Here is a 26,354-nt window from a genome sequence, read left to right as displayed (position 1 = left end):
GAGGTGGCGGCGGTGGGGGTGGGGGCGCAGGGAGTTCCTGGGGTGGAGGAGGTGGAGCGGCAGCCGCTTGGGGGGCTGGGGATTCGATAGGGGCAGACTCGTGGACGACCGGTGCCGGCTTTGGCTTAGGTATCGCTTTGGGCGCGGGAGTCTTCTTTGGGGTGGCTGGGAACGGCAAAGGCGCGGGCGGTGGAACGGCAGCGGCAGTCATAGCAGGCGCAGGGGCTTGGACAGAGAGGTTGTTGACTACGGTCTTGATGCCAGCGACCTGAGCTGCGTCGGCTGCGGCGAGGGAACGCGCTGCTTCGCTGCTGACGTTGCCGTTGAGGGTGGCGACGCCGCCTTGGACTGACGAGTTGATGGGCTCGGATTTGAGGGCGTCGTCGCCGAAGATGCGGCTTTGCACGGCTGCAGTCAGACTGGCGTCGTCGACAGGCGTTGTAGGAGAGCTTTTGCATCCGTAGAATCCCAAAGTAAGGGCCAAAGCTGTGACTGCCAGAAGAGCGCGTGTGGCAGAGAGATAACGAGCGGCGTGCATAGAACCCTCTTTCGTGCGTTCCGTGATCATCACTGCGAACACTGTAAATGACTGATTGACTATCCGATGCGGCGTATCAGCTCGAAGTTTCAGGTGAACCGCGCCCTGCGTCACGATGAGAGCCAGACTTGAGGCTTTAGACGAAGCTGCTTATGAAAGTCGTCTAATCAGGGCTACGTTTGAGATCGAGTTTATGCCAAGGAGCCCCTGGAAACAGGTGGGCGCGCAACCTAATCTTTAGACAGGGCATCTTCCTTAGAAAGGAATTGAGATCTGCTGCTAACTTGAGACTCAGAGTAGGCTGGATCAGATTAAAGACTATTGCGAATGTAAATCTACAAGTTGAGTTATAAAAGCGAAGAGGCAGATTTCGCACTCGAAAAACCTGAACAGGAGAATGACATGTCAGATAACGACAACGAGAGTGGAGTAAGTGGATTGGGATGGTTCCTGGCGGGTTTGGGCATTGGTGCCCTAGTCGGGGTGCTGTATGCCCCCAAGGCTGGAAAAGAGATAAGAGAGGATCTGGTTGCCAGTGCTCTCGATGCGAAGGATAAGGCGGCGGTACTGGCGCAACAGGCGCAGGACCGTGCGGCGGTGCTGGCCACTCAAGGGAAACAGCAGGTAGGCGAATATGTAGATCGCGGTAAGGAGTACTACGATCGCGGACGTACTCAGTGGGCGCAGTATGTTGAAAAAGGCAAGGGACTAGTGCAGGAACACACCGATAAGGTGTCTGCTGCGATCGACGCGGGCAAAGAAGCTTATGCGAGTACGACGAGCGAGCCCAACTCCTAGAACGGTTTCTGTTAGTCTGGGCCCGGTCGACCCTCGCTGGCGGCCGGGCCTTATGATTGTTATCTCGTAACTTGAGGGATGAGGGACGTTATGGAAGCGATGCGGATCGTGATGTCCGGAATGTGGCTGGAAGACCCTGGTTCGCTCTCTTCGGGAAATTCGAAGTTGTTGATGGTCTTCGTTGGAATGGTTGCTGTTGCGCTGGTGGTGCAGGCCTGCGCTCTGATTGCGATGGCAGTTGGTGCGGCTAAGGCGAGAAAACGTGGGCTTGAGATCGCGGAGGAGCTGCGGTTGAAGGTGATGCCGATTATCGATGGGACGCATGGCCTGATCCAGGACTCTGCTCCAAAGATAAAGATCATTACTGAGAACTTTGTCGAGACGAGCCACGTTGTTCGTGCCAAGGCTCAGGATTTCGATTCGACCGTGAGCGATCTGAACTTTAAGACACGTGCCCAGGTAGCCCGGGTGGACGGGATTGTGACTTCGGTCCTAAACACTACGGCCGATATCTCCGAGACTGTTCAGCGGGGGATCAAAGTTCCGCTGCGTGAGGTCTCTGGCCTGCTGAATGGATTGAAGGCGGGGCTGGACGTTCTGGTAGGCCGGGCGAAGGAGTTCGGCAGTGAGCGGCCAAGCAGCCGGCGTGACTCGGACCAGGGCTGGTAGCTCTCTTTTTTAGTTGTTGCTAGTGATCCAACCACCCCCGACTACCTCGTCTTCCTGATAGAAGACGGCGGACTGGCCGGGGGTGATTGCACGTTGCGGCTCGTCGAAGAGGGCTCGGACGGTTTCGGAGTCGATGCGGGTGAGCGTGGCCATGGCTGGAGTGTGGCGGTGGCGAACCTTGATGCTGACGCGGATCGGCTCGATGAGTTCGGGGATGGAGATCCAGTTGAGGCGGTCGGCGGTGAGGTGGCGGGAGTAGAGATCCTCGTCTGAGCCGACGGTTACCTGGTGCGAGTCGGGGTGGATCGCGAGGACGTAGAGCGGGTTTACGCTGGTGAGTCCTAGACCCTTGCGCTGGCCAACGGTGAAACTCTGGATGCCTTCGTGCTGACCGAGCACCTCGCCCGTGGTGGTGACGAGTTCTCCGGCTGTGTTGGGGAGATCTTCGCCCTGTTCGTCGAGGTAGGCTTTGAGAAAGGTGTTGTAGTCGCCGCCGGGGATGAAGCAGATCTCCTGCGAGTCTGACTTCTGGGCTACGGCGAGGCCAGCGTCGGCGGCCATCTGGCGGACGGCGGGCTTCTGCATCTCGCCTAGGGGGAAGAGGGTGCGGCTTAGCTGTTCTTGCGTGAGGCCGAAGAGGAAATAGGTCTGGTCCTTGGACTTGTCTTCGGGGCGGGAGAGGATCCAACGCTGGCGGGAATCGTCGAAGTGGTTGCGGGCGTAATGACCGGTGGCGATGCGGTCGGCGCCGATCTGGCGGGCGGTGGTGAGGAGCTGGTCGAACTTGAGGTGATTGTTGCAGAGGGTGCAGGGGATAGGGGTTCGGCCTGCGAGGTACTCCGAGACGAAGGGCTTGACGACATCGGCCTCGAAGCGGTCCTGCTGGTTGACGACGTAGTAGGGGATACCAAGCTGCTCGGCGACGTGGCGGGCGTCGTAGACGTCATCGATGGAGCAGCAGCGTCCCTGGACGGCCTCGGGCATGCCCTCGTGTCCGGCGAGGCGGCGCTGGTTCCAGAGCTGGAGGGTAAGGCCGACGAGTTCGTGCCCCTGAGCGCGCAGGAGGGCGGCGACGGCGGAGGAGTCGACTCCTCCGGACATGGCGACCGCTATGGTGTTGTCAGGCTCATGAGACATCTGTGACTCTTTTCTGAACTGGGGTGCATTGGGGGTACCCCCTCCCCCTTAGGGGTATCTTGCGCGGAAGTTGTTTCGTATGTGTCGCTTACAGGGGGCATGTGCCTGTAAAATATTCCATCGAAAGGGGTTATGCGCAAAATACTTGTTTTGTGGGAGTTAGGCGCGGGCGGTGTGCCTGGGCTCTACTTCCTCTAGCCAGTATATCAATGTCGAGGGAACTGATGTGCCACGCGGACGTGCTGGATTGGCGCGGGTTTTGTTGATTTGGGGGCTTGACGAGGTTTTGGATCAGTCTGAGGTGGTGGCGGAAGACCTATAGATAGACTTCGGCGCTTGCGTGATCGGGGTTGGCGGAAGGGACGGCCTGCGCTTCCAGTGGGGAAGCGCAGGGTATGGTTTGCTTACTATTTTGTGGCGGGGGTTGGGTAGATGGCCTGGAGGGTGAGGATCTCGTAGGGTTTGATGGGGACGGTGACTACGTCGTTGGTGAGGTTGAGGTGGTCGCCTTCGGGCTTTTCCATCATGTTGGATTCGATGGCGTAGGTGGCGCCGTGGGGGATGTGGAGTTTGACTTCGGTGGGGGTTCCGGCCCACTCGTACATGCGGAAGACGAGAGCGTCGGAGTCTTCGGCTTTTTTGACGGCGGTGAGGGTTACGTTGGGGTTTTCGATGCTGGCCCAGGAGTGCTCAGCTGGGAGGGTGCCGGTGTGGGCGAAGACTTGTTGCGCTTTAAGTGGGTCGTTTAGTTCGTAGCCGCGGCGGACGGTCTGGGCTTGTTTCCAGGTGCCGGTGTGTGGGTAGATGGAATAGACGAAGTGCTGGTGGCCGCGGTCGGCGTCGGCGTCGGGCCATGTGGGGGAGCGGAGGAGAGTGATGCGAAGGGTGTTGCCGACGGCGTCGTAGCCGTACTTGGAGTCGTTGAGGATGGAGACGCCTTGCTTGTCGTCGCCGAGGTCTGCCCAGCGCATGGCGGGGACTTCGAACTGGGCTTGCTCCCAGGAGTTGTTGCGGGTGGTGGTGCGTTCGATGGATCCGTAGGGGATCTCGTAGGTGGCTTTGCCGCTGGTGGCGGCTAGCGGGAAGGCGGCCTTTAGGAGGACGTGGTTCTCGTGCCATTCGATGTCGTTGGAGATGCGGACGGTGTCGGCTCCTGCGTCGAGAGAGATGTCCTGTACGAATTTCGAGGACTGCCAGGTGCGGGTGATGCGGATGGTTTTACGGAGTGGACCGTTGTCTGTAACGGCGATGGAGTCGACATTGGAGATGGGAGTCATGGTGCCGTCGAGGGTGCCGGGGTCGATGTTCCATGCGTCGTAATTCTTGGGGAGATCTTTGAAGGTCTGGAGTTGGTTGCCGCAGGCGTTGGGTGCGAGAGTTTCTACATTGCCGGGAAGTGAAACGAGCGAGGTAATACATCCTGTCTTTCGATCTATAGCCATCTTGACTTTGTCATTTGAAAGCTTGTACGAGCTAGAAGTCTCGTCGAGTTGTGGCGTGTCATCTAAAATTACGCCGTTGAAGGCAGCAAAGGCGTGCAATACTTCGTAGCCCAGCGCAGGAACGTGATCTACATGTGCAAGCACTTTGAAACTATTTGTTGTGGCGTCGTGGGCGATGACCTGTGTCTGGAGTCTCTCGTGGTGTGAATTTTCGATACCGATATTGGAAGCATTTTCAGGAAGCTGAACGTTCATTTCCACAGTTTCGGTTCGTGGCCAAGCCATTGTATTGAAGACGATGGTAGGAGTTTCAGGCGAACCTTTCCCGCCCTTTTCCTGTGTGTCAATAGCTGCGGCGAGGGTGTTGAGGGAGGCATCGGTGATGAGTGTGTCGTTATGGAAGACTTCGGTGTAGTCCTTTTGAGCGTCGCGGTAGATGACGGCTATGCCTGAGCCGGCGGCTAGGTCGTGGAACTGGTTGAAGGTGATTTTTTTCCAGTTGTCGGTGAGCTCGTCGTTGGGGTAGGGTTGGCCGTCAAGCCAGGCGAGAGAGGCTAGCTTTTCGGCGTCGAGGGTGGCTACTTCGCTGGTGCGCATGTTGCGTTTGTGCGCGGCCTGCGTGGTGTAGACGCCGCGGTGGTACTCGAAGTAGAGCTCGTCTTTCCAGGTGGGGATTCCTAGTGCGCCGTTGGCGGCTGGCGGGGCGGTGTAGCCCTTGGCGATGCTGTCATAGTCCCAGGTGGGGGAGGTGGGGTTGAGGTTTTTCTCTACGCTGGAGAAGTACTGCTGCGCGGTGTGGTAGCGCATGGTGGGGACGGCGTCGTGGTCTTTCGAGCCGGCGGCGATCCAGTGGTCCGCCTGGTCGAGCATGGCGCGGGTGGGGCCGCCGCCGTGGTCGCCGATGCCGTAGAGGTCAAGCATCTCGGTGGTGCCGGGGTTGCGGTCGGCGGACTCGGAGAAGTCGGCGGAGATGCGGGAGGGGAGGACGTTGTCGTGAACGTAGTCGGTGGGGAAGTAGGTGAGGACTTTGCTGCCGTCGGGCGACTCCCACCAGAAGAGGCGGAAGGGGAGCTGGTTGGTGTCGTTCCAGTGCATCTTCTGCGTGACGAAGTAGTCGAGGCCGGAGCGTTTGTAGATCTGGGGGAGCTGCCAGTTGTAGCCGAAGGAGTCTGGGTTCCAGCCGATGCGGGCGGTGACGCCGTACTCCTTCTGGAAGTAGCGCTGGCCTACGAGGAGCTGGCGGACGAGGGATTCGCCGCCGGGGAGGTTGAGGTCAGGCTCGACCCACATGCCGCCGACGATCTCCCAACGGCCTTCTTTGACGCGCTGACGGATTTGTTCGTTGAGGGCGGGGTACTTGTCGGCCATCCACTCGGTGTACTGCGCGGCGGATTGGGAGAAGGTGTAGTCGGGGTACTCGTTCATGAGCTGGAGGGCGGTGGTGAAGGTGCGCTTGACGACGTCGACGGTCTCGCTCTTGGGCCAGAGCCAGGCGGCGTCGATGTGGGAGTTTCCGGCGAGGTCGATCCTGGCTTCGGCGAGAACAGGGTGGACGGTAGTGAGGATCTCCTGGGCGTGGCGGAGGGATTTGTCGAAGGCAGCCTGGTCGGCGGAGGCCAGGGCGTTGGTGTCGATGGCGGCTACGGCTTCTTCGACTTTGGGCAGGAGGTCTTTGCGCGGGGTGGGGAGCGCGGGAAGGAGATTGGCAGCGGTGATGCACTGGATGCGGATGTCGTCTGGTGAGGGGCGGACGGTTGCGCCGGTGGCGTTGGGGTTTGGCTCGATGGTGAGGCGGACGCCGGAGAAGGTCTTGTCGTCGACGGTCTGGAGGAGCTTGACGGCTACGAGGATCTTGTCGCCGGGCTTGGCTGGATCGAAGAGGACGATGGGTTCGAGGTCCTCGCCGAGGGCGACGCGCTTGCCGTTGAAGTAGATGATCTCGGGGACGGCACCGTTGGCGTCGGAGCGGAACTGGAAGGAGATACGGGAGCCGGTGATGTCGTAGCCATTGAGGGTCTTGGGGACTTCGATCTCGCGGCGGTACCAGACGGCTTCGTGGGGGGCTTTGGATTTGGGAGCGACGAGGGTCCAGGAGGAGTCGTCGAGGGTGGTGGATTCGCCGTGGGGGATGTCGCCGACGTGGAAGTGCCACTCGCCGCCAGGGAGGGCGTTGAGGGTTTCAAGGGTGTGGAGCTTGGCGATGGCGGCGGGGGAGAGGTTCTTCTGCTCGCGGACTGGAGTGAAGGATTGTGCGAGGAGGGTGGTGCAGGAGGCGAGGAGGGTGAGCGAAAGCAGACGAAGGCGCATGGGGGCAAGAGTAGCAAATGCAAGGGGTAACTCACAACGAGGCGAGTTTCCTAGGACTCGAACCAACCTTGTAAATATCCAGGATTGGAAAACTCGTGCATTGTAGGAAGGCTCTGTGCGACTTCGCGCGATGCCAATGGCAGACCGCTGGAAGGTCATTAAACAAAGATCGATCTTGATGGAGCGCATGCTGCGCGGGGGCGCTGCGTGCCGAGCGTCAGCCCTCCTTCTGTGAAGACGGACGAAGAAAGACTTACACAGGCGACGGAGGGTGGTTGGTCATGGGAGTTTGGATGAGGGCTTTGATGGTGAGTGCGATTGCGGTTCTTGCGGTTGGCCAAATGGGCGCGCAACAGGTTGTCTGGCAGCCATCGCCTGGACATACGCAGATGCGGATCTGGCCGAGTACCGTGCCCGATGCTCGGCCTATGAAGGGGCCAGAGGATATGAAGAGCACAGGGACAGAGTCGCTCGTGGCGGGTAAGCCCTGGCTCTCCGTGGAGAGGGTTTCGCAGCCTACGATGACCGTTTATTCCCCGACTGGAGAGAACACCGGAGCCGCTGTGATCGTGTTTCCTGGTGGGGGATATGAGATTCTCGCCATCGATCTTGAAGGGACAGAGGTTTGCGATTGGCTCGTATCGAAGGGCATTACGTGCGTGCTTCTGAAGTATCGAGTTCCCGCTCCGAGATCGGCTCCGTATTGGGGTGCTTACCCTCAGTCTCCGATGGCGCTTGAAGATGCCCAGAGGACGATAGGGTTGGTTCGTCTTCACGCTGCGGAGTGGCACATCGATCCGCACAAGATAGGAGTGCTTGGATTCTCAGCGGGTGGGCATCTTGTCGCTGCGACCAGTGTTCACTTTGACCGACGACTGTATCCCGAAGTGGACGCTGCCGATAAAGAGAGTTGCCGTCCGGATTTTGCCGTGGCTCTCTATCCCGGGCATCTTTCAATGAAGGAAGGCTCGCTTGCGCTGAACCCCGATATCGCAACTCACATTACCGCGAAGACACCGCCGACGTTTCTGCTTCAAAATGAAAACGATAAAGTTGATAGCGTGTGGGACTCGCTGACTTACTATGCGGGACTGAAGAAGGCTGGGGTTCCGGTTGAGTTCCACTCCTATGCTGAGGGCGGCCATGCTTTTGGGTTGCGCAGGACGAAGTATCCCGCGACGGCATGGCCGCAGCTCGTGGAGACATGGCTGGGAACGATTGGGATGATCCCGGAGTAGGCGGGCGTCGCTTCGAAGGGTTTTGCGACGCCTCCTTCAGGCGGCCTTTGTTCAGCGTGGATGATCGAGTGGGGCTTATGTGGTCAGGTCGTGGATTGCGGCTCCGGGTGCGTTGGTTTTGACGGACTCGATGCCCCCGTCGCGGGCAGAGGTGGTGGTGTAGGTTTCGCTGGTGCCGATGACCTGATGGTTGGGGGCTTTGAGGTTGAACATGTGCTGACCGTTCCTGGTCTCTTTGCGCTCGTAGTGGGCATCGTTGGCGGCGTTCTTCTTGACCGACTCGATGCCATTTTCGGCCGAGGACTTGGCGACGTACATCTCGCGGGCGAGGATGATCTGGCCGTTGCTGGCCTTGAGGTGGAAGTAGAACTCGCCGTCTTTCGCTTTTTTGATTTCGAAGGTGCCTGACATGAATTCTCCTTAGGAATGGGGCTTTTGAGACTTTCGCAAGAGACTTTGGATTTACTGGCAAGGATTGTAGCTGGTGTTTCGGGGCCTGAAATAAGGATGTTCGAAGAAATAACGCGGTGGGCTGACGGTCGGATGCGGGCGCTGATAGTCTTTCGAACATGATGAATGTACGAGTGGGCGCGGCGACTGTATTGGCATTGGGTTTTGCAACGGTGGGTGTGGCCTGGGGGCAGAGTTCGCTGCCTGCGGCTGCGGCGACGGGGATCGATGTTGCGGCGGCTGAGGTGCTGAAATCTACAGGCGTGCCGAGCGCTTCGGTGGCGGTGGTGCAGCGCGGGAAGGTTGCCTATGTGAAGGCCTATGGGAAGGCGCGGCTCGAGCCGGTGATGCTGGCGGAGCCGGGGATGCAGTACTCGATCGGATCGGTGAGCAAGCAGTTTACGGCGGCGGTGATTCTGCTGCTGGTGCAGGATGGCAAGGTGAAGCTGGAGGATCCGGTGGGGAAGTATCTGCCGGAGCTGACGCGGGCGAACGAGGTGACGGTAAGGCAGGTGTTGTCGATGACGTCGGGGTACCAGGACTTCTGGCCGGAGGACTACGTGATGACCTCGATGATGCAACCGGCGACGCCGCAGCACATTCTGGAGGTGTGGGGGAAGAAGCCGCTGGACTTTGAGCCGGGGACGAAGTGGCAGTACTCGAATACGAACTATGTGATTGCCGGGCGGATTGCGGAGATCGTTGCGGGCAAGCCGCTGATCGAGCAGTTGCAGGAGCGGATCTTCAGGCCGTTGAAGATGACCGGGGTGTTGAACTCGGATGCGAGCAGACTGCCGCCGAACGACCCTACTGGTTACTACCAGCACGCGCTGGGGCCGCTGCGTCCTGCACCGCAGGAGGGTACTGGGTGGATGTTTGCGGCGGGTGAGCTGGCCATGCCTGCCAGCGATCTGGCGCTGTGGAATATCAGTTTGATGGATAGGACGTTGCTGTCGCAGGCGTCTTACGACGAGATGTTCACCGAGGTGAAGCTGAAGGATGGGAGCGGCACTCACTATGGCCTGGGGGTGCAGGTGGCGGAGCGTCTGGGGCGTAAGGTGATCTCGCATAGCGGCGAGGTGTCGGGGTTTGTGTCGCAGAATACGGTGTATCCGGACGATAAGCTTGCGGTGACGGTGTTGACGAACGAGGATGCTTCGAGCGCTGCGGGTGCGCTGGGACGCAAGATCCTGGCGTTGATGTTAGGAGTGAGTTCGGCGGGGAGTGGCGCAGACGCGACTACGGCGGCTGAGAGGCGCGCGCTTGCGATGTTTACCGGGTTGCAGGATGGGAGGCTGGACCGGTCGCAGCTGACGGCGTTTTGCGATGCGTACTTTACGGCGGAGGCGGTGGCGGACTTTGCCGGTAGTTTGAAGCCGCTGGGCGCGCCGACCAGCTTCAAGCAGGCGGACGAGGAGCTACGAGGCGGGATGACGTTTCGGGTGTTTAGTGTGAGCTTTCCAGACCGGCAGTTGCGGGTGACGACGTACGAGGAGCCGGACGGGAAGCTAGAGCAGTACCTGGTAATCCCCTCGGGGAGCTAGTATGCGTTGAGGGTCGTGGCGCAATAAAGGATAATAGGGCTGTGTGCGAGGCGTATGGTTGCACCTGAAGTGCTTTTCGTCGTCCCTCTTTGTTTTACTTGCCCTTTGTGGCCTTCTCCTTGAACCAATACTTAGGACGGTAGATCAGACATGGAACTTTGGACGGAGTATGAAGGAAGAACGATCGATGGAGCGTTTCCACTCACAAAGCTGATACGGCCGGAGGGAAGAAGCGCATTCTTTTCGACCTCGAATAGTGTCGGCGGACCGACGGTGATCCGGCTGATCGAGTCGCACTTCGATGATGAAGAGATCCTGGTGCGGTGGCGCGGGATTCAGGTGTTGAACCATCCCAACCTGGTGAAGCTGATTCAGTTTGGCCAGGTGACTCTGGACGAGACCTCGCTGGTGTATGCGGTGATGGAGTCGGTGGATGCGAATCTCGCGGAGATTCTGGCGGAGCGGCGCCTGACGATGCAGGAGACGAAGCAGATTGCGACGAGTCTGCTGACCGCTTTGGAGGCGCTGCACTCGAACGGATTTGTGCATGAGCATATCGAGCCGGCCAATGTGCTTGCGGTGGGCGAGGCGATCAAGCTGCGCAGCGACTGCATTCGGGAGACTCCCGAGGGGCGCGAGGGGCGCGAGCTGAAGAGCAAGGACGTGCATGATTTTGCCGTGGTGCTGCTGCAGTCCCTGACGCAGAAGAAGACGCTGGAGGAGGCACGACGGGATCTGCCGCTGGAGGAGCCGTACGACGAGATCGTTGCGAAGGGAATCAGCGGGGAGTGGGGGCTGGCGGAGATTGCAAAGGCGCTGCGCTCGGAGAGTGAGGTGCGGGTAGAGGCTCGGCCCGTGGCTGTGAGCGAGAGGATGGCTGTGAGCGAGAGGATGGCTGCGAGCGAGGGGCTGGCTGCAGCGGCGGTGGAGCTTCCGTCGTATCCGACAGAGCGGGTTCGGTTGCCGGCGGAGGAGGCGTCGGGTGGGATTGACGGGCGGCGGCTTGCCATCGGGCTTGGCGCGATGCTGCTGCTGTTGCTGGTTGTGTTCTTTGTACGGGGGCGGGCGTCGAAGTCGGGCGCTGTGCAGGCAAATGCTACCGTGCCGGCGATTCCGACAGAGGCAAGCGATGCGGCTGCAGGACCTGCGCCGGAGGTTCCGGCTGTTGAGCCCGGCGCTGCTGCAGTGCCGGATGTAGCTGCTTCCGCAGCGCCGGTTGCTACGAATAACAGTGCCGGGTTGTGGCGGGTGGTGGCGTTTACCTATAGCCATGAGGCGCAGGCTCAGGAGAAGGCTGCGAGTCTCGCAGCGAAGCACTCCGACTGGAAGCCCGAGGTGTTTACGCCCAATGGGCGTGCGCCTTATCTGGTCACTGTCGGCGGAACGATGAGCCGGGAGGATGCGTTTGCTCTGGTAAAAAAGGAGCGTGGACAAGGGCTGCCGCATGACAGCTACGCGCAGAACTATCGGCGGTAAGTTTATTTGGAAGGGAAGACAGAAAGAGCGGAGAGATAACTCTCCGCTCTTTGTATTTGGTGGGAATGATTATTTTTTCGCCGTCTGGGCCAGGAAGTCGATCAGGTACTGTTTCCAGACAGCGGCTTGCGTATGGGTGCCGTGGCCGCGCGTGGCGTCGGAGATGGGGATGAGGATGAACTTCGCATTCGGTAGGGTGGGGGCGAGTTTTTCTGCGATGCCCAACTCCGGCGGATTGATGAAGTCGTCGGCGGAGTTGATCCAGAGAACCGGAGCGGTGATGGTGGAGAGTTTGGGCTGGGGGTTGTAGTTGCGCGAGGCGTTGACGTAGTAGAGGAAGTTGTTGGCGTCGGTGTGGGCGATGCTGGCGGGGAGAACGCGGTCGATGTAGGCTTCGGCCTGCTTGCGGGTGGGGTAGTTCTTCTGCATCTGCAGAGGCGCGCTGCCGGCGATGACGATGAGGTCGTTGGCTCCGCGGAGACCTTCGACGGGCTCGGCGGTGTACTCGCCGTTATTCCATGCGGGATCGTGCTTGATGGACTCCATGGCCATGTAGCGCCACATGCGATTACGTCCGGCGAGTTCGACGGGAAGGCAGGCGAAGGGCGCGAGGGCGTCGCTAAAGTGCGGGAAGGTTTCGCCCCAGACGAAGGACTGCATGCAGCCCATGGAGGTACCGAGGATGAGGCGGAGGTGATCGACGTGCAGACCTTCGAGGAGCATGGTGTGCTGGGAGGCGACCATGTCGTCGTAGTCATATTGGGGGAAGTGCATGTGGAGGCCGTCGGAGGGTTTGGAGGATTGGCCGTGGCCGATGTCGTCCGGGAGGATGATAAAGAATTTTGTGATGTCCAGAGGCTGGCCGGGGCCGAAGAGAACGTCGGAGAAGGCCGGATTGAGAAGAGAGTGCGCGTCACCGCCGGTGCCGTGGAGGAGAAGAACGGCGTTGTCGGTGTGGCCATCGGCGCCGTGATGGGGCTGCCCGAGGGTGAGGTAGTGAAGCTTCAGCTCGGGGAGGGTTTCGCCGGAGCCGAAGTGGAAGTTTTTGACGACGTAGGTGCCGTCCTGGGTGGGCCAGTTGGTGTGCGCGGTTTGGGCTGTAGCGGCTGCAACGCCGAGCGAGCAGAAGACAGCGATGAGGCGAAGGCGGCTAGTGAGCGAGGTCAACGTGGACTCCCGGCGGCGATGGTTTCGCGCAGTGACTCTAAGATATATCGGATATCACGGGGCGGAGTCTCTAATCGCTCATATTTTGCTGGGCGCGTTGGAAGGGATAGACGCTGACGTGCACCCAGCCGCGGAAGGGGAGGTTGACGTCGGCGATGGCGAGCAACACGAGGGTAATGAGCAGGGTGAAGCAGAAGACCTGGAAGGCGTGTAGGGCGGGGTTGGCGGAGCCGAAGAGGGAGGCTGAGAGGATCGTAACGAGCCCTCCGACCAGGAGGACAGCCCAGAAGATGGTGGGGAGATGATATGCGCTCTGAAGGATACGGGTGCGGCGGTGCTCTGTGAGGGAGCTCAGTTCGGAAAGGGCGTGGTCCTCGGCAGTGAGCTCAGAGGGCGCGGCGGCTTTGACGGACATTAGCGTCTTCCACATGTCGCGGTTGATGAGGTGGCTCTCTTCGGGGATCTGGCTGCGATACATCTCATCCCAGTCCCTCTTGATGACCGCATCGGCGTAGGCGCGGGTCTGCTGTTCGAGCAGATTGCGCTGTGGGGCTGGGAGTCCTTCTGCCAGACGGTAGACGTTACGGAGGGCATTGGCTTCGAGGTCTGCGTTGAGGGTTGCATCTCCGAAGTTGGTCCATACGGTGTAGAGCATGAAGCCGAGGATGACGGCGTAGGTGGTGCCAAGGATGCCGATCTGCCAACCGATGAGGTCATTGTGCAGGGTGCGTTTTTCCTGTGGCCAAAGACGATTGAGAGCGAGCATGAAGAGCATGGAGCAGGTCATCGTGACGATGAGGACGACGACGTTTTCGGCGCGAGTGAGCATGGGTAGCCAGGTCTCCGGTTGGTCTTGAAGATTACTGAAGATCGGAAGGATTATCTACAAAAAGCAAGCTGGGAGAGTCTGCCAGGGTGTAAATTGCAGCAATGCCTGAATCCAAATTGCCCGAGTTGGCTGAACTTGCCAAACGTGGTCTGATCTTTCTGCTCTCTCTGCTTGCTTTGGGGTTTGTCGGATTGTTTTATGCCATCGCGTTGAAGCGAGTTACGTTCCCCTACATGCTGGAGTGGTCGGAGGGTGGAGTGCTGGATATGATGCGGCGCATCGTGCATCATCAGCAGCTCTACGTAGCGCCGTCGAAGGACTTCGTGCCGTTTATGTACACGCCGATTTACTACTACCTGGGCGCGGTGTTGAGCCATTTCACCGGGGTGGGGCTTGTTCCTCTCAGGGTGCTCAGCATTGTGGCGACGACGGGATGTTTCGTGGTGATCTTCCACCTGGTGAGACGCGATACGGGGGACCGGTTTTCGGCATGGATGGCTTGCGGAGTCTTCGCGGCGTTGTATGCGCAGACGAATGCGTGGTTCGATCTGGCGCGCGTGGATATGCTGTATCTCTTTTTCTTACTGCTGGCGATTGGGTTAGCGGAGAGAGGACTTCCGGTCTGGGCGGCCATCGTCTTCGCCGTTGCGTTTCAGACCAAACAGACTGCCCTCGCGGTTGCGGTGCTTGTGCTGGCGCATGAGATTGGCCGGCCGCGAAAGCTGATTGCGGGGCTGGGTACATTTGGATTGGCGGTGGGGTTGTCGTCGTGGTTGATCGACCGGCAGAACCATGGATGGTATCGCTATTACACCGCTTTTCTGCCTTCACGACAGGCCTGGCTGCGGGAGAAGTTTGCCTTGTTCTGGCTGCGGGATCTCATCGATCCTCTTGGGGTTCTTCTGCTGGTTACAGCGTTGGGTACTGCTCTTTACTTTTCCAAGTCATCCAGGGGCACGGAAGATCGAAGGCGGATGTATTTCTTTCTCTTCACCACGGTGGGACTAACGGTGTCCTCGCTGTCATCGAGGTTGCACCTAGGCGGATCGAATAATGTGACGCTGCCGCTTTATGCGTGGCTGTGCGTTTTGTTTGGGCTCAGCCTACACAAGATTCTGTCGAGTGCGAAGCAGGCTCCGGCGAATCTTTCTGTCCCGCTGCAACTAGCCGCACTGGTTGCGTGCCTCCTGCAATTTTCACATTTGATCTACTCGCCGGGAAGCTTCGTTCCGACGGCGGCGCAGCGAGCCGATGCGACCGATGCGCTGAACCGGGTGTCTGCGTTACCGGGAAAGATCTTTGTCATGCATCATGTGATCGATGCAGGCTCTGCCGGAAAAGAAGGATTCGCCGGGAGTATGGCCATCTGGGATGTTCTGCGGGCCGATCATGGGGAGGCCGGGCAGAGGCTGAAGGCGGAGCTTATCGCCTCGTTCCAAAACAAGGAGTATGACGGGATTCTCTGCGACCGCTCTCCGAGCACCATGTTTCCCGAAGAGCAGGACTACCTGGGAGAGGTTACGGCTGCTGCTGGTGCGGCGTACCCCATGCAGAGCCGAATACTGAGTGTTCCGGAGGAGGCGGCCTTTTATGCAAACCCGTCTACCCCCCAGATCAAACCTCAGTTTCTGTATGTTCCACGGGCAGGGGTTCTACAGCCTAAAGAGTAGCTTGCGAAGGCGACGTAAATAGAGAAAGGCGCGAGTTTATAGCTCGCGCCTTCTCTCTTTGAGATCCCTCGCAGGTTAGTCTTTTGCCGGCTCCGCTGGGATGGGTTCGGGTGTTGCGAGAGGCTTGGTGATGTCGTCGAGGTAGGCGGGCGTGCCGTCTACGCGGACGAGCGAGGGATAGCGTTCTCCCTCGTGATAGTCGATGTCGGCAGTGGTGACGAAGGCATCGCTTTGCACGATGAAGTGGATGGGCTCGGAGGTTCCCTTTGCCTGTTTAACCGCTGTTTTGAGGGCGTCGCCGGAGTACACGTTGCCGTTGACGGCGACGATCTTCTGGCCGGGGAAGAGCTTGGCCTTGTCTGCGGGGCCGTTCCAGCGAACGTCGGCGATGCTGCCTTCGCTGCTGACGCGGAAGCCGAGGGAGTACCAGACATTGACGGAGCTACCGCGGCGGCTGCCGGATTCAGCCATGGTGCGCTCGGACTTCGAGGGCTTGTCGGTGTAGACGAGCTTGTATCCGCCGCGTTCGATGCCGGTGAGGTCGGCGCGTGGATTGAGATTATCGATGCGCTCGTGGATGAAGGTGGCCCAGTCATACGGCATGACCTGGTTGAGATCGGCGACTAGCTCGTCACGGTTATAGGTAACGATGAGCGGGCCGGTGTTGCCGCCTTTGCCGAGGAAGATGTGCAGGAAGTCGGTGAGGGATTTTTTGTTGTCGGTCTTTTGACGGATGAGGGTGTCGGCGTCGAGCCAGAAGAGTTCGCCCTCCTGGTAGTAGTCCTGACCGCGCTTCCAGTTGGACCAGGCGGGATTTCCGCCGCGCAGAATGCTGGCAGCGATGGCGGTGTCTTCAGTGCTGCGCCACTCGCGGCCTGGTTTGTAGTCGAGGTTGGCGGCGGAGAGGGCGAGTATCTCACGGTACTGCTCCTGCGATTTGAGGCCGGAGCGGGCTGCGAGGACGTTGCCGAGGTATTGGGTCATGCCTTCATAGACCCAGAGGAGCGAGCCCTGCTGCATCTTTTCGAAGTCGTCCTGATAGAGGTTGAAGGGGCGGCGGTACTTGCCGTTCCAGGAGTGGGTGAACTCGTGGGAGAGGAGGTCGGATTCGGCTAGCTGATGCATCGGGTTGGAGAAGCCTTTTTCGCCTACGCCATTGTCAGAGGATTGACCGTGCTCGAGGCCTTCGCCGCCGGCTACGTCAGAGAGCGTGAGGAGAAAGTGGTAGACGTTGTAGTGGCGTGAGTCGTAGGCTGCGCCTGTCTCGCGGACGAGGTTGTTGAGTTCGGTGAGGAGCGCGGGGCGGAGCTTGGAGTCTTCGGGCGAGTCGGAGACTACGTCGATGTAGTGCTTGGGCGTGACCTCGGGAGCGAGGGCGAACTCGTGGAAGTACTGGCCGGTGATGACGGGGGAGTCTTCAAGCTGCTCGACGGTGGTGGGGGCGTAGCGGGTGAGACCGCCCTTTGGATTTTGAGGATCGTAGCCGTCAGTGGGGGTCAGAGCTGTGCCGATGCCCCAGCCTGCAGGGACTTTGACCGAGGGCTGGATAGCGATGTTTTTTACGGGCGTCTTCGCGGGGTAGAGGAGGAGCTTTTCCCATTCGAGGACGGCGAGCTTGTCGCTGACGCGGGCGGTGACGATGCAGTCGAGGTGGGCGTGGAGGGTGGTGACGCCGGCGGGAACGGTGACATGGAATTCGTAGAGGTCTTCATCGTCGCGGCGCCAGGGGAGAACCTTGCCGTTGGCGGTGAAGACGACGCCGGTGATGTCATCGACGGGACCGGTAGGGCGGTGGTTGCCGGGGATCCACTGGGGTGTGGTGAGAGAGACGGGACCAGGCTGGACTGGGATGTCGACTTCGGCGTGGTAGATCTTGCGGGGAGCCTCGGAGAGGTCGGCGGTGATCTGGATGGCTTCGCCCAGGTGCGGGATCTGGCTGGCGTGGCTGTTTGCTGCCAACTTCTTCTGGGCAGAGAGGAAAGCGGAAGGTGAGAGAACCAGGAAGGCTAGAGACAGGGCAGAGGTGCGACTGAACATGAGCGGGTGGTGTCCTCTCGAGCTAAGCGTCAAATTTTAGATATTAGGGGATTAGACGAACTGAGGAACGGGAAGGACGCAGCCTGAAGGAGAGAGATCAGACTGCGTCCTGGTATCAGGAGTTGAGTGCTGATTCGATGGCGGCGATGACGGCAGGATCGTCGGGCAGGACTTCGGGGGAGAAGCGCGCGACGACTTTGCCGTTGCGGTCGACGAGGAACTTTTCAAAGTTCCAGAGGATGCCCGGTTCCGGGTTGGTGGTGGCGCCGTGCTGCTGGAGGTAGCCATCGAGGTTTTCGCGGAATGCCTGGCGGCCGGGGGCAGGGCTGGTGGCCTCCGGTTGCTGGGCGATGAGCGACTGATAGAGGGGGTGGGTGTCGGAGCCGGTGACGGCGATCTTCGAGTACATGGGGAACTCGACGCCGAAGGTGGATCGGCAGAAGGTCTGGATGTCTTCGTTGGAGCCTGGCTCCTGACCGGCGAAGTCGTTGGCAGGAAAGCCGCAGACGACGAGTCCGGACTCTTTAAAGCGGGAGTAGACCTTTTCGAGGGCGTCGTATTGAGGGGTAAGACCGCATTTGGAGGCGACGTTGACGATGAGGAGGACTTTGCCGCGATAGCCAGCGAGCGAGGTACCTTCGCCGGTGATTTTGTGGACGGGGATGTCGTAGAGAGCTGCGGGGGACATGGAACACTCCTGAAACCTTAGATTGAGAAGATTATAGGGTGATCGGTGGGTTGGAACGATTTGCGATAGCGAACTTTCAGGCAGGTCTTTTATAAGATCTTTACGACTTTTTTGAAGAGCCGCAAGGTTAAATACACAGATTGAGGGAGTTGAGCCGATAGAGGCGGTAGGATCTAAATCGTATGTCACTAACAGATTCGATTATTGGTAGGCCGTTAGCAACGAGTGAAGAGCGGGCTGAACACATTGGTGTCGCAGCCGGAATACCCATCTTTGGCCTGGATGGGCTGACGAGCGCAGCGTACGGGCCCGAGGCTGCGATGACGCTGCTGATCCCGCTGGGGATCGGCGGGGTGGAGTATGGATGGCGGATCATCGGGGCGATCCTGATTCTATTGGCCATTGTTTACTTCAGCTACAGGCAGACGATTGCGGCGTATCCGGGTGGCGGGGGAAGCTATACGGTCGCGACGGAGAACCTGGGCGAGGGTCCGGGACTGCTGGCGGCAGCGGCGCTGATGATCGACTACATCCTGACGGCGGCGGTAGGAATTTCGGCGGGCGTGACGGCGTTGACTTCGGCTGCTCCCAGTCTGCAGCCGCATACGTTGCTGATCTGCCTGGTAATTCTGACGATTCTCGCGATCGTGAATATGCGTGGGGTGAAGGACACGGGCACGGCGTTTATCATTCCGACTTTTCTGTTTGTCGGTACTCTTCTTGCGCTGATCGCCGTTGGAATGTGGAAGACGGTGCACGCGGGCGGGCACCCGCTGCCGATGGCACCGATTCCTGCTGCTTTACCGGCGACTGTGGGTACGCTGGGAACGTGGATGCTGTTGAAGGCATTCGCCAGTGGATGCGCCGCGATGACCGGTGTGGAGGCGGTGTCGAACGGGGTGATGGCGTTCGGCGAACCGAGGGTGCAGCGGGCTCAGAGGACATTGACTATCATCATTGGGATTCTGATGGTGCTGCTATTCGGCATCGCCTATCTGGCGAAGACATATCAGATTATGCCAATGGATCCCGATGCGGCGCACTTTCAGAGCTTGCTGAGCTTGCTGGTGACGGCGGTGTTTGGGCGCGGCTGGTTTTATTTTCTGACCATGGGAAGCGTGTTGCTGGCGCTGGCGTTGAGCGCCAACACGGCGTTCGCAGACTTTCCGCGGCTGACACGGGCGATTGCGCTGCATGACTATCTTCCGCATGTATTCATTCTGCGGGGCCGGCGGCTGCTGTACTCGCACGGTATCTATGCGCTGACCGGATTTACGGCGGTGATCCTGATCCTGTTCGGTGGCGTGACGGACCGGCTGATTCCGCTGTATGCGATCGGCGCTTTCCTGGCGTTTACGCTGTCGCAGGCCGGCATGGTTGTGCACTGGATGAAGATGGAAAAGCACCCAGGCCGCGGATGGCACATGTTCGTGAATGGCACCGGCGCTGTCGCTACTGGAATCACCACGATTATTGTGCTGCTGGCGAAGTTCAAGACAGGGGCGTGGGTCACGGCGCTGCTGGTGCCGGTGCTGATCGCGATTATGTGGGTAGTGAAGCGGCACTACTCGCGGGTAAAGCGGGAGATGGCGGATATGACGCCGCTGAACCTGGTGAATCTGCAGGAGCCGATCGTGGTGATTCCGATGGCGCGGTGGGACCGTATTACCGAGAAGGCGATGCGGTTTGGGCTGCTGCTGTCGAAGGAGATCAAGGTGGTGCATGTGCACTCCGATGATGAAGAGGGCAGCCTGGATGAGATCTGGGATGACTTCGTGATGGCGCCGATTAGGAAAGAGGGGTTGCAGGAGCCGGAGCTGGTGACAATTCCTTCGACTTATCGGTTCATCATTACGCCGCTGATGGATTACATTCTGGAGCTTGAAGAGAAGAATCCCGGGCGGAAGGTGGCGGTACTGTTGCCGGAGCTGGTGGTGCGGCACTGGTGGGAGAATGCGCTGCATAATCAGCGGGTTCAGCTGCTGAAGCTGCTGCTGCTGGTGAGGGGGAATCAGAGAATTGTGGTGGTAAATATTCCCTGGTACCTGTGAGGCGGCCGAGTGCCGTTTTTGCTGGGAGTTTTGCGAAAAAGACCGTTTCGATGTGGTGATTTGATGGTGTGGTCGTGGTGAGATGCGCGGTGGATGGTGGTGTTTCGCCGCGCATTTTTACATGACGAAAGATGCGCCAACTTTTTGCGATTTATTTTGGGTGGGTCTCGGAGTCTGTCCTAAGAAGTGTAAGGGTTACGCCGATTGCATGGATGACACCGATGAGAGACAAGAACAGGGCGAATACGGGGATCTCTCCACTGCGCAACAGACGATGAGACTGTCCGTTGCTTCGGTCGAGATGAGGTGGGGTGGGGTCGAGAGACGAGAGTGCACAGCCGAGATGATGTGCTAGGAGAGGCTTTAGGGTGTACCGCTGTCGAGTCCCGGACAGGTTTCTCAGACGACTAGCGGCTCGGGGCGGCGCCAGGTGGGGCTGAGGTCGCGCAGGCGGGCTACGGCGGTGGGGATGAGCTTCAGGGCTTCGTCTACTTCTTCCATGGTGGTGAGGCGGGAGAGGGAGAAGCGGATGCTGGCTCGGGCGCGGGCCGGGGAGAGACCCATGGCGGTGAGGACGTGGGAGGGCTCGGTGGCACCGGACTGGCAGGCGGAGCCTCCGCTGACGGAGAGGCCCTTAAGGTCGAGCGCGATGACGAGGGCTTCAGCTTCGACGTGATCGAAGTAGAGGCTGGTGGTGTTGGAGACGCGCGGGGCTCCGGCTCCGTTGACGCCGCACTCCTCGACTTGAGAGAGGATGCCTTGTTCGAGGCGGTCGCGGAGGGCTGCGAGGTGGATGGGGCTGTCGGCCTGGTGGGAGAGAGCGGTCGGGCATGCGCCCGATGCCCCCATCTCAGGGTCGAGAGATGGGGCACCCTGATTCGTGGCTGCGCTCGGAGTTGTCGTAAGGCTCAGATTGGTTGCGGGTGTTTGGGACAGCCAGACGTGGGCGAGCTCTGCGGCTTTGCCAAGGCCGACGATGCCGGCTACGTTTTCGGTTCCTGCGCGGCGCTGCCGCTCGTGAGAGCCTCCGTGGAGCATGGGGGCGAGACGGACATTGCGGCGGACGAAGAGTGCGCCGATGCCTTTGGGTGCGTAGATCTTGTGGCCGGAGAGGGTGAGGAGATCTACGTCCTTGAGAGCGCCTTTCGGGCTGAGGTCGAGTGGGAGGCGGCCGACAACCTGTACGGCGTCGGTGTGGAAGAGAGCGCCAGCAGCGTGGGCTATGGCAGCCAGGGCGGCGATGGGCTGGATGACGCCGGTCTCGTTGTTGGCGAACATGACGCTGACTAATTTTGTGTTGGGACGAATGGCGGCGATTAAGGCGGCGGGTTCGATGAGTCCTTGCGGAGTGCAGGGGAGGAAGGTGACCTCGATGTTATTTTTTGCGAGGGATTCGGCGGCGCGGAGGATGGCGTCGTGCTCGATGCTGGTGGTGATGAGGTGGGCGGGCTCGTTTTTTAATGTGCTGATTGAGTTGAGTATGCCGAAGAGGGCGAGGTTGTCGCTCTCGGTGCCTCCGGAGGTGAAGACGATCTCGGAGGTGCGGCAGTGGAGGAGATGGGCGATCTGGTCGCGAGCGTGGTCGACGGCGGCGCGGGCGAACTGTCCCTGCTGATGGATGGAGCTGGCGTTGCCGTAGTGCTCCAGGAAGAAGGGACGCATGACCTCGAAGACCTCGGGCAGGAGAGGCGTGGTCGCGTTCGCGTCCATGTAGATTCGGCGCATGTCTCTATTTTACTGCTTAGGGGTGGCGCTCGTTCTGCGGGCAGAGGGTGAGAAGGAGTAAGAGGCTTAGCATCAGGTGCCAGGAGCATCAGTGGATTTCGGCTTGATTGTTATGTTGCGAAGCCTGGGCGATACCCTGCAAGGCTCCGCGACGTCCGGGCGCCTCTGCTAGAGCGGCTTGAAATTCCTTCAGAGCGATGGCTGGTTGCTTCTGCTGCAGGAGCAGGTCGCCGAGTTGTTCGCGGGCGGGCAGGATTGGGCCAGGTGTCACCGGCTGTTTTTCGATGGCGTCTTCCTGGTCGGCTGCGGCGCGCAATAGCATGAGGGCTTGATGTGGGTCGCCGCTTGCCTGAGCGGACCACGCCATGACTTCGCTCGCCAAGATACCAGTCTGGATGGACCAATAGATATCGCCCGAGGTGCGAAGCTGAGTTTCGATCTGCCGAAGTTGATCCGCCTCGACGCGGGCGTCCTGAACGTGTCCTGTGCGCGCGAGGCCTATCCCTCTGGACCAGACAGCGATGGCGACGACGGAGGGTGGCGCTCCCGAGGGAAGAGCGATGCTTGCAGCGTCAGACCATCGGCCTCGTTCGACGGCGTCGCGGATGGGAATTGCGGTCGCGGCATAGGCCGTTCCGAAGTTGCTCATGTTGAGCTTCGGCATGGCGTTGAGATCCTTTACGACCTGGCTCGCCTCTTTTTCGCGTCCCGTCTGCAGATAGGCGTAGACGAGATAGTCCATGGCGTGAAGTTCTCCCATGGTGTCGCCATGCTGGTGCGCGGCCTGGCGCGAGGCGAGATTGGACGCAATGGAGTCGTCCCATAGACCGAGCCGGGTGAAGATGTGGGATGGCATGTGCAGCGCGTGAGGCGACGATGGAGCGATCTGCGCGTAAGTCCTGGCCGCAGGGAGGCCGCGTTCTGCGAGCTCCTGACTGTCGCAGGCATGGATGAGATAGTGAGCGATTCCGGGATGATTAGGGTACTCGCGATTGAGCGGTTCCAGGATATCGATTGCCTGCTCTTGCAGGGCGTGCGTCTTATCGGCGGGTGAGGCGTTGGCCAGGAGCGCCAACGCGTAGAAGACCTGTGATTCGACATCGTGGATGTTCTTTTGAGCGAGGTCTGCCATCGCCTGCTCGTAGGCGAGGGTGCGCATGTCGGGCATGATTGTGATGGACTGCTGGTAGAGCGTGCCGAGGGCGTGGATGAACTGCCGCTCACGGTCGGAGTTTGCGCCGAGACGAGCTGCCTGGAGGATCTCGTTTTGTCCGACGGGAAATGCAGGGGGAGGGAGGTTTGGAGACCAGACCTGATGGAAGTAGGTCATGGCAACTCCCCAGTGCGCCATTCCACACTGCGGATCGGCTTTGGCGACGGCCTGGAATGTCTGTTCCGCGGCGGCGTAGGCGAAGGAGTGCAGCAGGGCTACGCCGCTGTTGAACTGCTGCTGCACGGAGGGTGCGCAGGAGATGGGGAAGGATACTTTTCCGAGTTTCTCGGGGATGCCGTGGTCGTGCCTCTCCTGCGCCGACGACAACGGAACGATGAACCACAGGCTAAGCGAGAGTCGCCAAAGACGAAGCATACCTACCTCTTCCGAGAGCGTAGTCCTATTGTGCTCAAAAAAATCGTAAGCAGGGATACTGAATTTGCGAGGCCCTGAAAAGATGTTTGAGTATGCGATATAGACTTGAAACGGGTTTCGGTTGAGAGGAAGATCTTAAGCTCTGGCTGGATCCTTACCGATGCAATAAGGATGCGAAAGATGGACTTGCAAGAGCGACAGGTAGTGCTGGATCAACTGGCTTCGAGTGAAGCGCGGTTGCTGGAGTTGGTGGATGGTCTAACAGCTGAGCAGTGGAGCTTCAAAGAGTCACCGGCGCGATGGTCGATTGCAGACAATATCGAACACGTGGTCGTGCTTGAGGGATACATCCGGTCAACGATTGCGAAGACTCTGGTGGAGGCCGCGGAGCCTGAGAAGAAGATGCAGGCTGGGGCCAAGGAAGCGTTCGTTTTCGGTGTGGCGAATGGCCGGAGTAACACGCTGGTTTGTCCAGAGCCGGTTTATCCGACGGGAAGGTGGCCGGACAGGGCCGAGCTGGTTCTCGAGTTGCAAAAGACCAGAGCGGAGACAGTTGCCTTCGCCACAGAGACAGAGGCGAGTCTGCGCGATCACTTCTTTCCGCATACTGCGCTTGGCGACCTTGACTGTTACCAGTGGCTGGTGGTGTTGGGCCAACACGCTATGCGGCATGCGTTTCAGATCGAGCAGGTCAAAGCTGATACAAGATTTCCTGTCTGTTCGGAGCGGTCTGCGATGCTTTATTCGTAGGTGGGATGTTTGAAGCTTTGCAGGTGGGAGATGGCTTCGGCTGCGCGGATGCGGAGCTGAACCAGATCCTGCTGCGGTGAGGCAGCCGTCAGCGTAGGTGGCCATTGCCGAGGACTTTGGTTTCGACGACGCGGGTTGAGGCTGTGGTGATGAGGTTTTGATCGGCTGAAGGTTCTACGGGATTGACACAATGGGATATGGAATCTGGTAGAGTTAGCGCGGCTCTGCGGTTAACAATCGCAGCGAATTCAGGAAGATAGTGGAGAACAAACGATGATGAAACGGATGGTTGTGGCGCTGGCGCTGATGGGTTGTTGTGTGTCCGGGATGCAGGCGACAGTGATGCAGGCGCAGATGGATGCGAAGGAACCGAAGATTGCTCCGGGGACGATGATTGAGCCATCGAAGAGCTTCGATGCGATGCTGAAGGGATTTGAGGATGACTTTGTGCCGTTGGCCAAGGCGATGCCTGCGGAGAAGTTCGACTTTGCGCCGAGCGCTGCGATCTTCGTGGCTGGGCAGGGGAGCGAATATACCGGAGTGAGCACGTTCCGGGCGATGGTGCTGCATGTCGCTTCGGCGAACTACTTTTACGCTTCCGCGGCGAGCGGGATGAAGCCGGATGTGGACGTGAAGGCGCTGGCGAATATCAAAGGGAAAGATAAGGCGATCGAGGCGTTAATGGCTTCGTTTGTCTTCGCGCACAAGGCAATGGCGACGCTGACGGAGAAGAATGCCTTCGAGAGCGTGCACGGAGCCGAGACTCGGGCGAGCCTGGCGGGCGGTCTGGTGGCCCATGGCTTCGACCACTATGGGCAGCTGGTGGAGTATCTGCGGATGAATGGGATTGTGCCGCCAGCCAGCAGGAAGTAGGGTCTGCGGTGAGTCTTTAAAGGTATGGAGAACACTAAGAGCGGCCTTTGCGGGCCGCTCTTAGTGTTTGGTGGCTCAAGGCGAAACGTTGTGCCAGCCTGGCGACGCTCCCGCTGTTCCGGATATCCCGGGTGACATCACGTATCAAAACTTCGAGAAAAAATCATGATTTTGGGGTAAATAAGTTGAAGAAAGTTACATCCAAGCCGATGATATTTTCGTTATCTGAGATACAACTCGCCGGTGTGCTGAGGGATTAGCTTGGCATGAAGCGTTCCGGAAGTTTATGGGTAGGACCACCGCACGTTCCCATTTTGCGTTGCCTGAGCAGAGAAGTGGAGGCAGCCTAATGTTTTATTCCGCGGAAGGTAGTGACCCGACGGCTCGTAGGATTCTGAGAACCTTTCCTGCGTTCCAGATCCTTTTGCAGCCGATCGTGGATTTAGAGACTGAGACCGTGTATGCCTACGAGGCATTGTGCCGAGGGATGCACGGGGAGAGTTACTCCGACCTGATTGCGGACTTCGAGCCGTGGCAGATTCCCTCCTTCGACAAGCTTGCGATGGCGAAGTCTTTGAAACTTGCCTCGACGATGCGCCTGGAGCAGAGGGGCGCGAAGGTCGCCATCAATCTTGGGCCCCTGATGGAGTTGCGGAACAAGGATGCCTGCTATGTGGTCCGCCTGGCGAAGCACTATGGACTGCGGCCGGATGCCGTGATGCTGGAGCTCTCCGAGGGCGTGAGGATGGACGGTATTGAACTTGCGCGTATCGTGGACCTTCATCGCAAGGCCGGGATCATTATTGCAATCGACGACTTTGGTGCGGGCTACGCGGGCTTGAATGTGCTGGCGCGATGCGCTCCGGATGTGGTGAAGATCGACCGGGAGCTGATTAAAGGGATTGAGTCGAATCGCGCGAAGAAGACGATCGTCGAAGCGTTCAGCAAGGTGTGCCGCAAACTTCGGGTGAAGCTGATTGCAGAGGGCGTGGAGACGGTGGAAGAGTACCTGACGCTGCGGGGGTTTGGGATTCGGTTCATGCAGGGATTTCTGTTTGCGCATCCTATGGCGTGCGAGCTTCCGCAGGTACGTTTTCCCAAAGCGGAGCCGAAATACTTCTCGCGCATCACGCGGGATGAGCGGGAGTGGTTTCGCAATGCGCTTCGGCAGTAGAGCACAGGGCTTAGAGACGGTAGTTTGCCGGATGGTGTAGAGACTGCAAACGCAGATTCCCTTCGGGAATGACAAGCACAAGAGCAAAAGCGACTCTATACCAACTGCGGCATTGTTTTAGTTTCAGACTTGGACGATTGAGACGGATTTTTACTCTCCCAGCATGATTCGTTGGATGTGATGGGCGCGGCCTGTGGATCCGT

The 26,354-nt window shown here is 59.2% G+C and carries 20 protein-coding genes; 10 read left to right on the top strand and 10 right to left on the bottom strand.

Annotated elements, in window-relative coordinates:
• A partial coding sequence (locus tag GSQ94_RS21705; RefSeq protein WP_158943008.1) for a BON domain-containing protein occupies nt 1–538 on the bottom strand: 538 nt, incomplete at its 3' end.
• A 402-nt stretch (nt 539–940) separates the two neighbouring features.
• On the opposite strand from GSQ94_RS21705, the gene GSQ94_RS07820 reads away from it, so the two are divergent.
• Both GSQ94_RS07820 and GSQ94_RS07815 read left to right on the top strand, forming a co-directional pair.
• Nucleotides 941–1,336, top strand: a complete 396-nt coding sequence (locus GSQ94_RS07820; RefSeq protein ID WP_158943007.1) for a YtxH domain-containing protein — start codon at nt 941–943, stop codon at nt 1,334–1,336.
• Nucleotides 1,337–1,426: 90 nt separating this feature from the next.
• Complete coding sequence (locus tag GSQ94_RS07815; protein WP_158943006.1) at nt 1,427–2,005, top strand: hypothetical protein; 579 nt, start codon at nt 1,427–1,429, stop codon at nt 2,003–2,005.
• 9 nt (nt 2,006–2,014) lie between these two features.
• Here the strand turns inward: GSQ94_RS07815 and mnmA are convergent, their stop codons facing one another.
• Nucleotides 2,015–3,142: a tRNA 2-thiouridine(34) synthase MnmA gene (mnmA, locus tag GSQ94_RS07810; protein ID WP_158943005.1), complete on the bottom strand. Its 1,128-nt coding sequence runs from the start codon at nt 3,140–3,142 to the stop codon at nt 2,015–2,017.
• 407 nt (nt 3,143–3,549) lie between these two features.
• Nucleotides 3,550–6,891 (bottom strand): glycoside hydrolase family 38 C-terminal domain-containing protein, encoded by a 3,342-nt coding sequence (locus tag GSQ94_RS07805; protein WP_158943004.1) that lies wholly within the window; start codon nt 6,889–6,891, stop codon nt 3,550–3,552.
• A gap of 293 nt (nt 6,892–7,184) precedes the next feature.
• On the opposite strand from GSQ94_RS07805, the gene GSQ94_RS07800 reads away from it, so the two are divergent.
• On the top strand, nt 7,185–8,129 hold the full coding sequence (locus GSQ94_RS07800; RefSeq protein WP_158943003.1) for an alpha/beta hydrolase: 945 nt from the start codon (nt 7,185–7,187) through the stop codon (nt 8,127–8,129).
• Nucleotides 8,130–8,204: 75 nt separating this feature from the next.
• Here GSQ94_RS07800 and GSQ94_RS07795 read toward each other — a convergent pair whose 3' ends face one another.
• Nucleotides 8,205–8,540 (bottom strand): YegP family protein, encoded by a 336-nt coding sequence (locus tag GSQ94_RS07795; protein ID WP_158943002.1) that lies wholly within the window; start codon nt 8,538–8,540, stop codon nt 8,205–8,207.
• Nucleotides 8,541–8,698: 158 nt separating this feature from the next.
• On the opposite strand from GSQ94_RS07795, the gene GSQ94_RS07790 reads away from it, so the two are divergent.
• The gene (locus GSQ94_RS07790; RefSeq protein WP_254063725.1) at nt 8,699–10,123 is read left to right on the top strand and encodes a serine hydrolase; all 1,425 of its coding nucleotides are present in this window, start codon (nt 8,699–8,701) and stop codon (nt 10,121–10,123) included.
• Nucleotides 10,124–10,273: 150 nt separating this feature from the next.
• Nucleotides 10,274–11,599, top strand: coding sequence for an SPOR domain-containing protein (locus GSQ94_RS07785; protein WP_158943001.1), 1,326 nt, complete (start codon nt 10,274–10,276; stop codon nt 11,597–11,599).
• A gap of 69 nt (nt 11,600–11,668) precedes the next feature.
• Here GSQ94_RS07785 and GSQ94_RS07780 read toward each other — a convergent pair whose 3' ends face one another.
• Together GSQ94_RS07780 and GSQ94_RS07775 are read right to left on the bottom strand one after the other, a co-directional pair.
• Nucleotides 11,669–12,766: an alpha/beta fold hydrolase gene (locus GSQ94_RS07780; RefSeq protein WP_158943000.1), complete on the bottom strand. Its 1,098-nt coding sequence runs from the start codon at nt 12,764–12,766 to the stop codon at nt 11,669–11,671.
• Nucleotides 12,767–12,836: 70 nt separating this feature from the next.
• Entirely contained in the window at nt 12,837–13,595 is a 759-nt protein-coding gene (locus tag GSQ94_RS07775; RefSeq protein WP_158942999.1) for a DUF4239 domain-containing protein, read from the bottom strand.
• Nucleotides 13,596–13,696: 101 nt separating this feature from the next.
• On the opposite strand from GSQ94_RS07775, the gene GSQ94_RS07770 reads away from it, so the two are divergent.
• Nucleotides 13,697–15,265: a glycosyltransferase family 87 protein gene (locus GSQ94_RS07770; protein ID WP_158942998.1), complete on the top strand. Its 1,569-nt coding sequence runs from the start codon at nt 13,697–13,699 to the stop codon at nt 15,263–15,265.
• 75 nt (nt 15,266–15,340) lie between these two features.
• On the opposite strand, the gene GSQ94_RS07765 is transcribed toward GSQ94_RS07770, so the two are convergent.
• Both GSQ94_RS07765 and GSQ94_RS07760 read right to left on the bottom strand, forming a co-directional pair.
• Nucleotides 15,341–17,302 carry a M61 family peptidase gene (locus GSQ94_RS07765; RefSeq protein ID WP_158942997.1) on the bottom strand — a complete coding sequence of 654 codons (1,962 nt, stop codon included), beginning with the start codon at nt 17,300–17,302 and terminating at the stop codon, nt 15,341–15,343.
• Nucleotides 17,303–17,417: 115 nt separating this feature from the next.
• Nucleotides 17,418–17,990, bottom strand: coding sequence for a glutathione peroxidase (locus GSQ94_RS07760; protein ID WP_158942996.1), 573 nt, complete (start codon nt 17,988–17,990; stop codon nt 17,418–17,420).
• Nucleotides 17,991–18,172: 182 nt separating this feature from the next.
• Between GSQ94_RS07760 and GSQ94_RS07755 the strand changes: the two genes are divergently transcribed.
• A complete protein-coding gene (locus GSQ94_RS07755) occupies nt 18,173–20,041 on the top strand; it encodes an APC family permease (protein ID WP_158942995.1) in 1,869 nt (622 codons plus the stop codon).
• Nucleotides 20,042–20,440: 399 nt separating this feature from the next.
• Here the strand turns inward: GSQ94_RS07755 and GSQ94_RS07750 are convergent, their stop codons facing one another.
• Together GSQ94_RS07750 and GSQ94_RS07745 are read right to left on the bottom strand one after the other, a co-directional pair.
• Nucleotides 20,441–21,766, bottom strand: coding sequence for a cysteine desulfurase family protein (locus GSQ94_RS07750; protein WP_158942994.1), 1,326 nt, complete (start codon nt 21,764–21,766; stop codon nt 20,441–20,443).
• 88 nt (nt 21,767–21,854) lie between these two features.
• Nucleotides 21,855–23,354 carry a hypothetical protein gene (locus tag GSQ94_RS07745; protein ID WP_158942993.1) on the bottom strand — a complete coding sequence of 500 codons (1,500 nt, stop codon included), beginning with the start codon at nt 23,352–23,354 and terminating at the stop codon, nt 21,855–21,857.
• Between the two features lie 180 nt (nt 23,355–23,534).
• Between GSQ94_RS07745 and GSQ94_RS07740 the strand changes: the two genes are divergently transcribed.
• The 3 genes from GSQ94_RS07740 (at nt 23,535) to GSQ94_RS07730 (ending at nt 26,151) form a co-directional block, all read left to right on the top strand.
• Nucleotides 23,535–24,104 (top strand): DinB family protein, encoded by a 570-nt coding sequence (locus tag GSQ94_RS07740; protein ID WP_254063724.1) that lies wholly within the window; start codon nt 23,535–23,537, stop codon nt 24,102–24,104.
• Nucleotides 24,105–24,377: 273 nt separating this feature from the next.
• Nucleotides 24,378–24,977 (top strand): DinB family protein, encoded by a 600-nt coding sequence (locus tag GSQ94_RS07735; RefSeq protein ID WP_158942991.1) that lies wholly within the window; start codon nt 24,378–24,380, stop codon nt 24,975–24,977.
• Between the two features lie 286 nt (nt 24,978–25,263).
• A complete protein-coding gene (locus tag GSQ94_RS07730; protein ID WP_371417468.1) occupies nt 25,264–26,151 on the top strand; it encodes an EAL domain-containing protein in 888 nt (295 codons plus the stop codon).
• The last annotated feature ends 203 nt before the right edge of the window (nt 26,152–26,354 follow it).

Source organism: Granulicella sp. S190, assembly GCF_009766095.1.
GTDB lineage: Bacteria > Acidobacteriota > Terriglobia > Terriglobales > Acidobacteriaceae > Edaphobacter.
The sequence above is the reverse complement of the archived record's forward strand: the minus strand, read 5'-3'. Positions and strand labels throughout refer to the sequence as shown.

Bases quoted from the DNA above. Each gene is read 5' to 3' on its own strand.
- GSQ94_RS07815 (WP_158943006.1), top strand. From the start codon at position 1,427: ATGGAAGCGATGCGGATCGTGATGTCCGGAATGTGGCTGGAAGACCCT.
- GSQ94_RS07805 (WP_158943004.1), bottom strand. From the start codon at position 6,891: ATGCGCCTTCGTCTGCTTTCGCTCACCCTCCTCGCCTCCTGCACCACC.
- GSQ94_RS07745 (WP_158942993.1), bottom strand. From the start codon at position 23,354: ATGCTTCGTCTTTGGCGACTCTCGCTTAGCCTGTGGTTCATCGTTCCG.
- mnmA (WP_158943005.1), bottom strand. From the start codon at position 3,142: ATGTCTCATGAGCCTGACAACACCATAGCGGTCGCCATGTCCGGAGGA.
- GSQ94_RS07760 (WP_158942996.1), bottom strand. From the start codon at position 17,990: ATGTCCCCCGCAGCTCTCTACGACATCCCCGTCCACAAAATCACCGGC.
- GSQ94_RS07740 (WP_254063724.1), top strand. From the start codon at position 23,535: ATGGACTTGCAAGAGCGACAGGTAGTGCTGGATCAACTGGCTTCGAGT.
- GSQ94_RS07730 (WP_371417468.1), top strand. From the start codon at position 25,264: ATGGGTAGGACCACCGCACGTTCCCATTTTGCGTTGCCTGAGCAGAGA.
- GSQ94_RS07775 (WP_158942999.1), bottom strand. From the start codon at position 13,595: ATGCTCACTCGCGCCGAAAACGTCGTCGTCCTCATCGTCACGATGACC.
- GSQ94_RS07820 (WP_158943007.1), top strand. From the start codon at position 941: ATGTCAGATAACGACAACGAGAGTGGAGTAAGTGGATTGGGATGGTTC.
- GSQ94_RS07800 (WP_158943003.1), top strand. From the start codon at position 7,185: ATGAGGGCTTTGATGGTGAGTGCGATTGCGGTTCTTGCGGTTGGCCAA.
- GSQ94_RS07735 (WP_158942991.1), top strand. From the start codon at position 24,378: ATGATGAAACGGATGGTTGTGGCGCTGGCGCTGATGGGTTGTTGTGTG.
- GSQ94_RS07770 (WP_158942998.1), top strand. From the start codon at position 13,697: ATGCCTGAATCCAAATTGCCCGAGTTGGCTGAACTTGCCAAACGTGGT.
- GSQ94_RS07765 (WP_158942997.1), bottom strand. From the start codon at position 17,302: ATGTTCAGTCGCACCTCTGCCCTGTCTCTAGCCTTCCTGGTTCTCTCA.
- GSQ94_RS07750 (WP_158942994.1), bottom strand. From the start codon at position 21,766: ATGCGCCGAATCTACATGGACGCGAACGCGACCACGCCTCTCCTGCCC.
- GSQ94_RS07755 (WP_158942995.1), top strand. From the start codon at position 18,173: ATGTCACTAACAGATTCGATTATTGGTAGGCCGTTAGCAACGAGTGAA.
- GSQ94_RS07790 (WP_254063725.1), top strand. From the start codon at position 8,699: ATGATGAATGTACGAGTGGGCGCGGCGACTGTATTGGCATTGGGTTTT.
- GSQ94_RS07795 (WP_158943002.1), bottom strand. From the start codon at position 8,540: ATGTCAGGCACCTTCGAAATCAAAAAAGCGAAAGACGGCGAGTTCTAC.
- GSQ94_RS07785 (WP_158943001.1), top strand. From the start codon at position 10,274: ATGGAACTTTGGACGGAGTATGAAGGAAGAACGATCGATGGAGCGTTT.